Annotated in this window: 16 protein-coding genes and 1 riboswitch; of the genes, 5 read left to right on the plus strand and 11 right to left on the minus strand. The window is 40.2% G+C overall.

The annotated features are described in order from the left end of the window. Window positions 1-82: 82 nt before the first annotated feature. Entirely contained in the window at window positions 83-1,396 is a 1,314-nt protein-coding gene (locus MKX49_RS19780) for an Nramp family divalent metal transporter (RefSeq protein ID WP_340877464.1), read from the minus strand. A gap of 416 nt (window positions 1,397-1,812) precedes the next feature. Between MKX49_RS19780 and MKX49_RS19785 the strand changes: the two genes are divergently transcribed. Continuing rightward, window positions 1,813-2,076, plus strand: coding sequence for a hypothetical protein (locus tag MKX49_RS19785; RefSeq protein ID WP_048687195.1), 264 nt, complete (start codon window positions 1,813-1,815; stop codon window positions 2,074-2,076). Window positions 2,077-2,259: 183 nt separating this feature from the next. On the opposite strand, the gene MKX49_RS19790 is transcribed toward MKX49_RS19785, so the two are convergent. The 7 genes from MKX49_RS19790 to MKX49_RS19820 form a co-directional block, all read right to left on the minus strand. After that, complete coding sequence (locus MKX49_RS19790) at window positions 2,260-2,529, minus strand: excalibur calcium-binding domain-containing protein (protein ID WP_340877466.1); 270 nt, start codon at window positions 2,527-2,529, stop codon at window positions 2,260-2,262. A 147-nt stretch (window positions 2,530-2,676) separates the two neighbouring features. Next, window positions 2,677-3,234: a competence protein ComK gene (locus MKX49_RS19795; RefSeq protein ID WP_249595665.1), complete on the minus strand. Its 558-nt coding sequence runs from the start codon at window positions 3,232-3,234 to the stop codon at window positions 2,677-2,679. A gap of 155 nt (window positions 3,235-3,389) precedes the next feature. Next, on the minus strand, window positions 3,390-4,421 hold the full coding sequence (locus MKX49_RS19800) for a DNA sulfur modification protein DndB (RefSeq protein ID WP_340877468.1): 1,032 nt from the start codon (window positions 4,419-4,421) through the stop codon (window positions 3,390-3,392). Further along, a complete protein-coding gene (locus tag MKX49_RS19805) occupies window positions 4,408-5,514 on the minus strand; it encodes a DNA sulfur modification protein DndB (RefSeq protein WP_340877469.1) in 1,107 nt (368 codons plus the stop codon). The genes MKX49_RS19800 and MKX49_RS19805 overlap by 14 nt, the downstream gene beginning before the upstream one ends. 312 nt (window positions 5,515-5,826) lie before the next feature. Continuing rightward, complete coding sequence (locus MKX49_RS19810; RefSeq protein WP_340877470.1) at window positions 5,827-6,138, minus strand: protealysin inhibitor emfourin; 312 nt, start codon at window positions 6,136-6,138, stop codon at window positions 5,827-5,829. Window positions 6,139-6,170: 32 nt separating this feature from the next. Then, window positions 6,171-7,232 (minus strand): M4 family metallopeptidase, encoded by a 1,062-nt coding sequence (locus MKX49_RS19815; protein ID WP_289350837.1) that lies wholly within the window; start codon window positions 7,230-7,232, stop codon window positions 6,171-6,173. 13 nt (window positions 7,233-7,245) lie between these two features. Beyond that, complete coding sequence (locus MKX49_RS19820) at window positions 7,246-7,419, minus strand: hypothetical protein (protein ID WP_323598216.1); 174 nt, start codon at window positions 7,417-7,419, stop codon at window positions 7,246-7,248. A gap of 159 nt (window positions 7,420-7,578) precedes the next feature. On the opposite strand from MKX49_RS19820, the gene MKX49_RS19825 reads away from it, so the two are divergent. The 3 genes from MKX49_RS19825 to MKX49_RS19835 all read left to right on the plus strand — a co-directional run bounded on the left by MKX49_RS19825 (window position 7,579) and on the right by MKX49_RS19835 (window position 8,658). Next, window positions 7,579-8,046, plus strand: a complete 468-nt coding sequence (locus tag MKX49_RS19825; protein WP_340877472.1) for a hypothetical protein — start codon at window positions 7,579-7,581, stop codon at window positions 8,044-8,046. Window positions 8,047-8,158: 112 nt separating this feature from the next. Beyond that, complete coding sequence (locus MKX49_RS19830; RefSeq protein ID WP_340877473.1) at window positions 8,159-8,281, plus strand: hypothetical protein; 123 nt, start codon at window positions 8,159-8,161, stop codon at window positions 8,279-8,281. 200 nt (window positions 8,282-8,481) lie between these two features. Next, entirely contained in the window at window positions 8,482-8,658 is a 177-nt protein-coding gene (locus MKX49_RS19835) for a hypothetical protein (protein WP_153246150.1), read from the plus strand. Between the two features lie 211 nt (window positions 8,659-8,869). On the opposite strand, the gene MKX49_RS19840 is transcribed toward MKX49_RS19835, so the two are convergent. Continuing rightward, a complete protein-coding gene (locus MKX49_RS19840) occupies window positions 8,870-10,069 on the minus strand; it encodes a phosphoglycerate dehydrogenase (RefSeq protein ID WP_048687182.1) in 1,200 nt (399 codons plus the stop codon). 106 nt (window positions 10,070-10,175) lie between these two features. After that, window positions 10,176-10,254, minus strand: a riboswitch (ZMP/ZTP riboswitch). A gap of 169 nt (window positions 10,255-10,423) precedes the next feature. Beyond that, window positions 10,424-10,852, minus strand: a complete 429-nt coding sequence (locus MKX49_RS19845; RefSeq protein WP_340877474.1) for an ATP-dependent metallopeptidase FtsH/Yme1/Tma family protein — start codon at window positions 10,850-10,852, stop codon at window positions 10,424-10,426. Window positions 10,853-10,998: 146 nt separating this feature from the next. Here MKX49_RS19845 and MKX49_RS19850 point away from each other — a divergent pair, with 146 nt between their 5' ends. Then, entirely contained in the window at window positions 10,999-11,514 is a 516-nt protein-coding gene (locus tag MKX49_RS19850) for a GNAT family N-acetyltransferase (protein ID WP_340877475.1), read from the plus strand. Between the two features lie 62 nt (window positions 11,515-11,576). Here MKX49_RS19850 and MKX49_RS19855 read toward each other — a convergent pair whose 3' ends face one another. Further along, the gene (locus MKX49_RS19855; RefSeq protein WP_340877477.1) at window positions 11,577-11,993 is read right to left on the minus strand and encodes a VOC family protein; all 417 of its coding nucleotides are present in this window, start codon (window positions 11,991-11,993) and stop codon (window positions 11,577-11,579) included. Window positions 11,994-12,420 lie beyond the last annotated feature (427 nt).

The raw sequence follows: 12,420 nt of genomic DNA on the forward strand, positions 1-12,420 counted from the left end.
TCCAATAAAGTAGGACCCCATCGGGTTCAAATGCTGACATAACCTTTTTGTTTTACGCCTCTATCTATAATCTACCATTATTTTAAAAAAAGGTAGTAGCTAATTGAACGGCGGACCAAATTGCTAAAACGGAAGCTAACGTTAGAATAATATTTTCGAACCAATTGTTTTTATATTTTCCCATCAAGCTTTTTTTATTTGAAAGCACGAGCATGCCAATTGCGATTACCGGAAAGCCGATTATATTTATTGCATTTACGCCAATTGTTAAGGCAATGAAACCAGGCATGCCGGGAATGGACCAAATGATTGGCGTGACCAACACAAAAAGCATAACCCATTTATACATTGGATCTTTTTCATATTTACCATTGTACTTTTCGCGACGATCCTTATTTATTACGTAAAAGGCATCTACAATCAATCTTGGAAAACCAGTTGACTTGCCTACTACACTCGCGAATAATACGCCAAAAACACCAAGATAGAAAATGTACCAGCCAAATTTCCCTAACGACATTTGTAATGCCATTGCCAAGTCATCAATCGTTTCGACATGAATTCCATTCGGTTTTAAAATTTCTGCCCCAACCACCCAAATGGCCAAATTTATCACGATGCAAACTCCGATGGCAAAAAGCAAATCATTTCTTTGAACCTTTAGATGACTCGGTTTCGTCCAGCCCTTTTCCTTCATGAAATATGGATGAACAAAGTTCGAAATCGAGCCTGCCACTGCACCGATAATCGAAACCGCTACTAATAATGCTCCATGAACGCCAGTATCACTTGGAATGCTAAAACCAATTGTTCCTTTAATGATTTGCCCCACATCCGGTGTAGCTTGAATGGCCAGGAACAAGAAGGCAATGGTCAATAATGCCAAAAGCACTTTCATTACACTTTCAATTCTATTATAAATATTCCTGCCAATAAGCATAAAAACTAATCCCACAACTACCAATGAAGCTAAGAATGGCTGATTGACTTGGAATAGGGTCGATAATACCTCTCCCGCTCCCTTAATCATATAGGCATTAAACAGATGGCCCATGATTAATGCATAACCAAACATGAAGTAACCGAAAAATGGGTGGATACGTCCATAGCCTTCAAGTATGGTTAAACCTTCTGTGTTACAAAGCTGGAACCGGGCGATAACATTAACGATAAGAAAACGAAGGATTAATGACAGAGCTAAAATCCACATTAAACTATATCCATAATCCGCCCCGGCAACAGAAGACGTCACCAGATCACCGGCTCCAAGCCACGTTAACACGGCAAGGATTCCCGGACCATAGGATGTTTTAAATTTCGTGAAGAAATTTGTTTTCTTACTTACGACCTCCGGAGCAATCACAGTGGATTCAGCAAGATTTGATTGATTTTTCAAGTTATTCACTCCATTCCAAAGAGTATGTATTCGCTTTCATTTTTTCTAAAGCAATAATACTTAGATAACTCTAGACATTCAGATATTGAAATTATGACAGAACTTTACGTCATTTCCGGAATTGACATAAAGTTAACGCGCAGTATGTTGTCATGCTTCATGTTGAAGTGAATTAGCTCTTAAGAAAGTTCTCCTTCCATTTGATTGAATCTTTCGACTATTTACATTGAAATTGTAAGACAAATTAAAATGTAAGTCAATCATAATATTTTGAAGTTTTTTTAAAAGGCAAAAAAAGACCCTTCGTACTTGTTGACCATTCAAGAGAATTGGCGTTGTGCAAATATAAAGGATAAGTACAGCGTGCGAATAGATTACTGTCATCAGCGGATAATATAAACGAAGGAGTGAAATCTATGCCACAAGATAATAACAATGATCCAAATAACAATGCCGGGAACCTTGATGCACGTAGAGATCCTACTAATAATGATAGTTTGAACCCCGGTTTTCAAAGAGAAGAACGTCCTATGCCTAATGGTAATATCCCAACAACAGAGGGTGTTGCAAATGTTAAAGAACGTTTTCCTTCGGACCATGAAAGACTTATGAGCAGAATCAATCTTGGGGATGCACTTATAAATCGGGAAAATACACATTTTGGACGGTTTGAAAGATAACCCACGAGAAAAAAGCTAAAGACCTGTATAGGCTTTAGCTTCCGCCTTTTTAGTTTTGTACAAAAATGAACTGCCCTCTCCAGGCACTCGCTTTCCGCAGGAGTCTCTTTAATAATTCAGATGGAAGACCTTTTATCTACAAACTAAAGAGACCTTCCTATAAGAGGTCTCTTTGATTAATCCTTATTTTTCACAAGCGATAAAGTCTTTGTCGCGATCGCTTTTTTTATTGGCATCATAAAGCGCCTTTGAAACGTGAGGCTTGTATTTCGTTTTTCCTCCTTTATTTTTAACGGAAGATGTACGGGCTACGCCTCCTTTGTAGTCTTTATTCAATGCTGTACAGTTTTTATAAGTCTTCACTTCTGTTTTGGCACTGGCAACATTATTTGCGCCAAACGAGAGACCTAAAACTAGTCCAAAAGATAGTAAAATAGCAAATATTCGTTTCAAAATATGTACTCCCTTTCCTAATAATTAACTTTTTACTTATCATTCCATTTTTCACAATAACTATATTTCTGGATTTTAAATAAAACCTGCTCTCACTTAATCCATTCCAAAGAAAAGACCGCCCATTCAGCGGTCTCATCGATTATATTATTCCTTTCCTTTCACCCTGTAATGGACCTCCCCGGGTTCTTTGCAAAAGGTGATTCCGCTTCCCGGTTCGTAATAAAAGGTCTTTTTACCCAATGAGCGTTCATGGAAGGTCGTATGCAGATAGGATGCTTGGTCCCTTTTGAAGGCGAGTTGATTTTTGCTTAAGTTTACTGGTAGGCAATGACCGTAGTTTGTGTGGACGAGTGTTTCCTTTTCGTTCATTTCCTCTAAGTCACGAATGTGGATGTAGGAAAACCAGACTCCTCCTCTTTTCCGGAATGAGCGGGAGGAGAACCAGACCATCCCCAGCTGGGCGTTTATGCAGACGGGCAGTCTGTATTTACCGCCCAGTACGGATTTGGCTGCTGCTAGTCCGCCATCCAGATCCAATCCAAAGTGGTTTAACGTGTTATTCAGGATTTCCTGGCGCGGTTGCCTAACATGGAATGTGTTTTCTCCCTCCACTACCGTAGTCATCTCGACACCATTGGCGTCGTATCGCTCCATCATTCCTACCGTTTCCATATTCAATAAATAGTTTTTTCGTATCATCATTCCATTCACTCCCCATTTCACTATTCCTTTTTATGGAGTATACTGGACATAGAGGCAGGTATACTCCTGCTCACAAGCTCTTAGGTGATTGTCTGACCGGACGTCCTCACCTAGGGGTTTTTCACTTTTTCATTATCACATTTCCCCTCACCTCCTCAACAGCTATACAGCCAGCGTACTAGCTCTTCGATATTGTTTTTATCTTTGCTTAGGTGAAATAATGGCGGCCGCCCTTTGTATGTTCCTTTAAACTCTTTCCAAATCGGATTATCAGGACTCCAGTCCACCTCTTTCAATTTTGACATTCTCGTGGCAATCAGCTGTTGTCTTTGTTCGATAGGCTGGTTTTCCACTTTGTCATTGACATAAAGGGCAACGGCAATGAAAAGCGGGTAACTGGCAAGCATGCACTTTGTGTAATCACCCATCTGTCCTGCCGGGTATATGTCGAATAGTTCATTAAGATAGAGATGAATGAGTGTGATGTATTCACTGTTCGAAAGCGGACTTTGTGATACTTTTTCTTCGATATTTACGTGTGCCTTCCCAGTCATGAAGATGCCTATGACCTGCCTCAATTGCGATAGCGATAAGAGGTTTTTATTGGCTGGACGATTGATGGACCGCTTTTCAAGTTCGACACCGGCTGTTTTTAGCGATTGATGGGTATGGAGCACCTGATTGGTAATGACGTTAAGGTTGTTTCGCGAGTCGAATGATATCCGTTTGGAAAGGGCCACTTTCTTGCCTTTTAGATTGAGATCCAGGTAGAGCTGGGATTCTTCCGCTCTTGTTAGCCCTTCAAATACTTGGATCGCAATCGAGCTGTCCTTCATGAATGAATCCAGTTCGTATGCTTGTTTCACCTTTTCTTCATCCTTCTTTAACGCTTTAAGGATACTGTCCTCCAATTGCGCGAAGGCCGCTATTCGTTGTGTTCCGTCGATGATCGAAAGTAAGATGGGATCTCCATTAGGGGCGGTTCCTTCCCTGCTGCTGGCAACAAGCGGCGGCAGGTAGATATTTTTCGTTAACGCATTGTCCAAAAGATAGTTTTTGATCGATCGGACCCGCAGTTGGTTGATTTCCCTCGTGGCGATCTGACCGTTGCGATACATATGGACCAGCTCGATGATGGAGCAGGAAACCATCGTCCTTCTTTTCCGGTCCAATTCACTTAGAATCATGCAGCCATCCTCCTTCTTGTTCTATTTTTCGTTTGAACGCGAGAGCCGTTTTCTGGATGGCGTTTGTAGTCGAATGGTTTTTGACTCTTTTTTTCAAGGGATCGTAAATGTGTGAATAAAGGACATCATCATGCTTCCAAGTGCAGGCTTTCTTCAAATGCAGCATATGATTTATTGCTTCTTCATAGGGGATTTCATGATGTTTGTGGAGTTGGTGGATCGTTTGGGCAAGGGCTATTTGGATGCCGGAATACCCTGATGTGAATGTGGTCCGGTCTGTCATCTTCTTCGGGAAGATTTCCAGCCATGACTCGAAAAACGCGGTCGCGGTGTTGATGATTTCGGCTTTGGTTATATCACCATAATTGGCTTTACCCGTTTTCGCGGTGACGTTTCCTTCAAATAAAGCAATAAGGCAGCGCCTCATGATCGTCAGCGTAGTCAGCGCCGTACAGCTCACGGTGATCCTCGAAAGGGTGGTCTCTATCTCCATCTTACTTTCTAATATCCTGGCAATGTTCCGTGTTAGTTCTGCATATTCATCGCGCTGGTCATACTTCATCACCAAGCCGTTATGCGGCTCTTTTCGCTTCGTATTAATATCATTGAATAGCTGTCTTTCTTCATGCGTTTCCAGATTTAAATAGATTTGAATCGTGACCGGATAGGTTTTCAACTTATCAATTTGGTTTTGGAGCTTTGCCGCTTCGGGAAAGTTTCCGATTTCTTCTTCCGTTTCCTTCCGTGCCCTTAGGTGACTGATGGCTGAAATGAGGGCGTAGGTCCTATGCTGACCGTCAAGTATGTATATTTTACTTCCTGGTGGCAGTTCCCCGCCCACGGGCACTTCTTGGATCGCTCCCCTGCTCGAGAAGATGAATGGGGAAAAGTAAAAGTCCCCTTCCGATACAGAATCGATGATGAACTCCCTGATTTCAGTCCTTCGATTGAGATCAAGCTTTCTTTGAACCGCCTCATCGACTTCGAATATCGCCTCCAATGTCGAGAATTGAATCTGCGAGATTAATATTCTTTTCCCGAATTGGGTAAGGCTGTTTCCGGCTATCGTCACTTTCATTTCTTGATATGTCATTCACTTCACCTCTCTGCGACCATTATCCTATTTTATGCTTTTTTTGTAAAACCGCTCTTGTATTGCCTCTTTCAAAATTAGTTCCCTTTTGTGACTGCTTTACCTGTTTGATTGGCTAACTCTTTACAAAATCTCATCAAAGGGCTATACTCTCTAATTTCCGTTTCAAATTTGCTACTGCAGATCGCTATTTTGTGTCCATTTAGAGAACAAACAGCCAAAATCCAGATAAAAGTGAAACGAAATGACATTTTTGTGAAGTTTTAAGACAAACAAAAAAGTCTATCAAGATGATAGACTTTTTTGACGTGGTTATTCTGCCATCTTTATTTCAATTGCTATGTTCCGTAAATAATCCAATAAGGGCCGGACTTCCTCTGGAGCTGAAATGTCATTAAATGAGAAAGACTGCTTCTTCTTTTCATCGGCTATATCCAGCTGGTATGAAAACGAGTCGAACCCTTGCGTTTTTACCATTTTACTTTGGGCTGCATTAGGAAGGTCAGCTTGATTCATTAAGTTCTTCAATTCCTCATACTTCTCTTTCGGCAATTCATCCGTATCTATTTCGAAATTCAAGTCGAGGTTGGCAAATCCCCCTATGCAGCTAAATTTGATATGCATGGTAGATGAAGCCTCCTATTCATGGAATATGACTACTCAGGCAGTCCAACCGCTTTAAAAGCATTTTCAATCGTCTTGATGGCTGTTTTCGTAACATCGCCGCTATCAACAAGTTTTTGCGCTGCTTTTATGACAATTTGCACGAATTGATTGAAATTTGCCGTCGCAAATAAATTCTGCATCGCATTGAACCAGATCAAGGCCGCTTTGTCCGTTCCAATTTCCATGGATACTAGATAAAAGGCTTTGTTTGGTATGCCGCTATTGATATGGACACCATGATTATCGCGTTCTCCCTTATAGAAGTTCTTCATATGATCAGGCTGAATATCTTTACCCATTAACTTATTGTCGAATGCCGTACCTGGTGCCTTCATCGAACGGAGGGCCTGCCCTTTCAATGTCGGTCCCATAATATCAGCACCGATCAGCCAATCGGCATCTCCTGCTGTTTGCTTTAAGTGAAATTGTTTTATGGCAACTCCAAACACATCTGAAAGATGTTCGTTCAATGCCCCGGACTGACCTTCATACTCCAATCCACTTGTGAACTGCGTAACCCCATGTGTCAATTCATGTCCAATTACATCGAGTGAATTGGCAAAATTGCTAAAGATGACCCCATCGCCGTCACCAAATACCATTTCATCTCCGTCCCAATAAGCATTCGTGAATTTATTGCCATAATGAACGTTCAGAATGAGATCAAGACCTTGGTTATCAATTGAATTACGGTGCAAAACATCCTTGAAATAATCACGCACAACTCCGCTATAATCATATGCAGCGTTAACAATGGGATCTGCACTTGATCGGTCTCCTTCTTTCCTAGCCTCATTCTCCCGGAGTTTCGTCCCTCCCTTGCAATCGTAAACATGACGGGCAGATTCACCTTGACGTCCAGATCCTGCATCCGTCAGTGCGACAACACCGTCAATATCGTATTCTTTCAATATTCTGCGCCTGCGCATTTGACGGCTTTTCGCTAAACTGATCCGTGCTTCTTCCACTTCATTTTGTGCCAGGTTCTCAAGAATATAGTTAGGTACGATGAAACACTGACACTTCAATTTGGAACAACCTTTTTTATGCATATGCGTCACTCCTTCATGTTTTTTTACGATCTATTATCATTTCGTTTTTCAAACCGTTCTTCATGCTCCTTAGCTGTTTATCTGATCCGTTCACATTTGCTGCTCTTCCTATCTTCAGCACATTTCTATAGACTACTTTCGCCGCTTCTACCTCATTTCCCTCCATTCCTTCCTCTGATCCGTTCAATCCTATTTTCCAGCAGTACTGGTAACTCATCATGCAATTTCAGGCAGGGGATGTAAGAGTTCACCTTTCTTATTAAATTATTCTGCTCGTGCTGCATATACTGCTTTAAACAAGGAATCTTCCTCGGAACATAAACGACCATTAAGGGAGGGCATAGCATTGGTAACTTCACAGGGAACTGCTTCGGTTAGCTTTCCATTCCCATCTGTATGGGGTATCCACTCTTCAATAGCTGGCAGAACGATTATTTGGGGCACACTTTCCATTCATTCCATTATAGATAATAGGGTGGTTGGTACGGTTAATTTTCGTGGCAGACCCATTCCGATTAATGGATTTTGGAATGAAAACACCAAACAAATCGCATTTGATTCACCTTATGCCACGTTCTCTGGCAACTTAACCATAATTGATGATCAACAGAGCAGAATCCGGCATTTCATTCTTCAAGGACGTTTTCTTATGAAGCCTCCCTCTCTGCAAGCAGGTGAGTCTGGATCGTGGATTGCCACTACAGATTTAGCCCTGAATCAATTTCCTGTTAGCGGTAATGCGTATACCGGGCAATTGCCTCCTGTTGGAGCTTTTTTAACATCGAATATCCTTCATCAGCACCAGAATTTTTGAGGAAGAACAATATAGGGTCATCCTTTTTTTGTAGATAGGGAATCGTCTCTGGATTAGGGGCGATTCTTTTACTTAGATGCACTGAAGTGAACGGAAGCAAGGAGGCATACAAGTGACTCCATTGATTCAGGTTCGCAGCACGTTGCTCCCTGGCGTTCAGTTGATCGCATTGCTTCCCCGTTTTGGTACCGTTTTGCCTATATATGAGATGGTTATTTTGGTAGATGACTTATGAATCCGTTAACTTAAAATGAGTACAGATGGAATATAGATTGACAGCATTTTCTCTGTACTTCATACTATTGTATTAATAGAAGTGACAGAATATTTGGTTAATTAGGAGGATGAAGCTATGAAATTAGCAGATGTTCTAGCAGAAAAGGATTTTCAAGCAGCTTATGTATTAATATTTGAGGATGTATGGGGGGATGACATGTGACTAAGCACAGAATCCTTTTAAGCATTCCCATTTTGCTATATGGAATTTACATATTTGTTGTCATTCAAAGTGATGAAGATGTTCCACTTTATTTGCATCTCCTATTCGCAATCTACTTGATGTTTTTTGTACATTATGAAGATAACACAGAAGGAAACCATGATAGATTTTGAGAATTTCGATACTAAGAAGTTTTGACTTAAACTGAATGTATCGAGCTGTCCGCAGGCTGAGTCGTTGTAATCCCTAGGTTGTTAACACGTGAGCCAGTTTATTATGACCACCCCAATATTTATTCCAAAATCATTAATAAAGCCTAAAAAAGCCTCAACTCCTTAAAGGAATTGAGGCTTTCACTATTTATCAGCTTTCTTTTTGTTCCAATTAGATAATACGAGTTGTAACGATGCCTTCGATTTGTTTGATTTGTTCTTCCAAGGCAGGAATGATATCGCCGTTTACTTCTCCATCAATGTCGATGATCGTATATGCATATCCCCCACGGCTTCTGTTAACCATGTCAGCGATGTTCAAATTAAAGCTTGATACAGCCAGCGTGATTTGCCCAACCATATTCGGAACGTTTTCGTGGAAAGTTGCCACACGACGGTTTCCTGTAAAAGGAAGCGAAGTGTTCGGGAAATTCACAGAGTTCTTGATGTTCCCTGTTTCTAAAAAGTTCTTCAACTGACGAGCTGCCATGATGGCACAGTTTTCCTCTGATTCTAGCGTAGAGGCACCAAGATGCGGAATTGGAACGACATTTTTCATTTTCAACACGTTTTCATTCGGGAAGTCAGTAATGAACTTGCCTACTTTTCCGCTTTCAAGTGCAGCTTGCATATCATTTTCATTCACTAGCTCGCCGCGTGAGAAATTCAAGATATGTACGCCCGGCTTCATGATGCTGAATGTTTCTTGGTTAAACATTCCTTTTGTGTCGTCAGTTAATGGAACGTGTACTGTAATATAATCAGATTCTGCAAACAATTCTTCAATTGTCATGGCGCGCTGTACATTGCGGGATAAGTTCCAAGCTGTATCAACAGAGATGAACGGGTCAAAGCCAATGACATCCATGTCCAAATCAAGCGCGTCATTCGCTACAAGTGCACCGATTGCTCCTAAACCGATTACGCCAAGAGTTTTTCCCTTGATTTCTTTACCAACGAATTGTTTCTTTCCTGCTTCGACAAGCTTCGGAATTTGTTCTCCTTCGCCTTCAAGCGTCTTTGTCCAAGCCACACCGGCAAAAAGATTACGAGATGAAGCCATCAATGTCGTCAGCACCATTTCTTTTACAGCGTTTGCGTTAGCCCCAGGTGTATTGAAAACGACAATTCCTTGCTCAGTGCATTTGTCGACCGGAATATTATTGACTCCAGCCCCTGCCCTTGCGATTGCTTTTAACTGATCGCCGAATTCCATAGTATGCATGTTAAAGCTGCGAAGAACGATCGCATCAGGGTTTTCACTGTCATTGTCGACTTTAAAATCGCCTTTATTGAATACATTCAGCCCGCTTTCGGCAATATTATTTAACGCTTTGATCGTTTTGACTTTTTCTAAAAGTATTGTGCTCATTTTGTTTGCTCCTCTTTTGAATATAATAGTTTTGAAATTTCAAAATATTGACTTTAAAGCTTCACTATCTGTTAATATACAGAAAGAGGCAAGGGATAAAATCCCTTACCTCTGCCCAGGCGAACGGCTACGACACTATGTGTTCCCTCACGGTTATCCGTGTTTCGCCAGTTGCACATAGTCTTTTTCATTTATTTTATTCTATCAAACTATTCAGCAATCTTCAATATTTTTTTGCAGAAACCATAACTCACTAGAAATATCGACGAAACTTACAGTTTTATCTGCGAAAATAGAACTATATCGTCGAAAACTAATGTTTTATCTCCGAAAATGGGAATATATCGTCGAAAACTATCTTTTTATTATAACTCTAAATAGTAATAAGACTAAAATCAGGATGGAAAGGATTATGAACGGGATGGTCGTTGTAAGCAGGGTGACCCATCCGCTTGTCTCTTTGTATGGTGTAAACTCCATTTTTTCTATATCATGTTCCTCTGCAGCATTATTCATTCTATCTAGCGAAGTTTCACTATTTGGGACAGACGCGACAAAGTATTGATCCTTTTCATACCCTGCCAGCCGACCGCTTATTTCAATCACACTTTTTCGCTGCTCCACCTCTATAAATGTCACTTTTCCATCCGCTAAATTTGTAAAAAAATCATTGGCAGTTAATTTCTCAGTCGGTTCTTCGTCATTATTAAAAACCAGCACAACCCCCAAGATAACCAAGAAGATTATTAAATAAAATATTTTACTACGGAAAATCTGTTTCATCCCATTCCTTCTCCCACATTAAACAAACTATAGGAAATAGTAACACACAAAGTTAATTATTGGAATATACCGGGCCGATTAGTTGCTAATTGGATAACATTAGTAAAAATGAGAAGTATAGCAAACTTAAAAAAGGAGGAACCACTATGCTAATAAGAGAGGCGACGTTGGCTGATGCGGAAGGGATAGCGAAAGTCCATGTGGATTGCTGGCGAACCACTTATAAAGATATAATGCCGAGTGATTTTTTAGATAAACTTTCTTATGAAAAAAGGAAAGACATATGGATAAAGAATATAACTAGTAATGGAAATTATGTTTATGTCGCAGAAAATAACGAAGGAAAAATAGTAGGGTTTATATGTGGAGGGAAAAGGGAGACGAATCAAGTTGAGGATTCGGGCGATTTAACTGCGATATATATCCTCGAAAATTCACAAAGAATGGGGATAGGTAAGAAACTCATCAAAGAATTATTCTTTAAATTCGAAGAACTGGGATTCGAGACAATTTTCGTAGAAGTGCTTGAAGATAATAAATCTCGATACTTCTATGAGGCATTTGGTGCTGAATTGCTTGAAACCGAAAAAATCAAAATAGCTGGTTCTGAATTGAATCTATTGGTTTATGAGTGGAAAGACATTAGCCCCGTATTGTTATGAATGAAATTCAGCTAAGATCGATAAAAAAGGCACAGTCCTTCGTGAAGGATGTGCCTTGCTTTTTATTCTTGATTAAATCCGCTTTCGTCCATGTAAAATACTTCCCAAGAATGCCCATCGATATCCAGAAAACTCCAACCGTACATGAAACCATGATCAATGGCTTCATTGAAAGGCTTTCCGCCAACATCCAGTGCCCTATTCACGATCTCATCGACTTCTTCCTTGCTTTTAACGGACAGGGCGACGATGGTTTCCGTATTCGATGCAGAATCAGGAATTTCCTTTTTGGTAAACGTTTTAAAGTAGTCTTCCACCAACAACATGACATATATGGACTCGCTGATAACCATGCATGTCGCATTTTCATTGGTCATTTGCTCGTTAAACTCAAAACCGACCTTTGTGAAAAATTCTACTGAGGCATCCAAATCTTTAACAGGCAAGTTTACAAAAATCTTTTCTGCTTGAACTCCCATCCAATTCACCCTCGCTTGATTTTATTTGTTCACTCACCTACTATTCGCTGCAATTTTCGATTTTCCTGCTTCATTGTATTCACATTGAACACATACAACCTTAGTCACGGGGAACATTCATCATTCACATACTTAAAGTATTTCAAATATTAAACAGACTGCTTCAACATTGGATGGCGCATAAAAATTGAAATTCGTATACCAAATGGTTTCAAAAATAAAACACACTGTGTCTTTATTGAAATAAAAACTATATAATTCCATGCTTTACTAAAATTAATTACTTTTAAGGAGGTATGTATATGAAAATTAGTATTAAAACATGAAGTATCCGGAAAATTTTCTTTACTGGTTTTGGTTTCGATTTCAGTTGTTTTACCAGGATTCATCCCAATCATTTCGTCCTCCGATCGCTATCCAAACTCCC

Source organism: Peribacillus sp. FSL M8-0224, assembly GCF_038003055.1.
Lineage (GTDB): Bacteria > Bacillota > Bacilli > Bacillales > DSM-1321 > Peribacillus > Peribacillus frigoritolerans.

Coding starts and splice junctions, on each gene's coding strand:
- MKX49_RS19785 (WP_048687195.1), top strand. CDS start 1,813: ATGCCACAAGATAATAACAATGATCCAAATAACAATGCCGGGAACCTT.
- MKX49_RS19795 (WP_249595665.1), bottom strand. CDS start 3,234: ATGATGATACGAAAAAACTATTTATTGAATATGGAAACGGTAGGAATG.
- MKX49_RS19800 (WP_340877468.1), bottom strand. CDS start 4,421: ATGATTCTAAGTGAATTGGACCGGAAAAGAAGGACGATGGTTTCCTGC.
- MKX49_RS19805 (WP_340877469.1), bottom strand. CDS start 5,514: ATGACATATCAAGAAATGAAAGTGACGATAGCCGGAAACAGCCTTACC.
- MKX49_RS19810 (WP_340877470.1), bottom strand. CDS start 6,138: ATGCATATCAAATTTAGCTGCATAGGGGGATTTGCCAACCTCGACTTG.
- MKX49_RS19815 (WP_289350837.1), bottom strand. CDS start 7,232: ATGCATAAAAAAGGTTGTTCCAAATTGAAGTGTCAGTGTTTCATCGTA.
- MKX49_RS19840 (WP_048687182.1), bottom strand. CDS start 10,069: ATGAGCACAATACTTTTAGAAAAAGTCAAAACGATCAAAGCGTTAAAT.
- MKX49_RS19845 (WP_340877474.1), bottom strand. CDS start 10,852: ATGAAACAGATTTTCCGTAGTAAAATATTTTATTTAATAATCTTCTTG.
- MKX49_RS19850 (WP_340877475.1), top strand. CDS start 10,999: ATGCTAATAAGAGAGGCGACGTTGGCTGATGCGGAAGGGATAGCGAAA.
- MKX49_RS19855 (WP_340877477.1), bottom strand. CDS start 11,993: ATGGGAGTTCAAGCAGAAAAGATTTTTGTAAACTTGCCTGTTAAAGAT.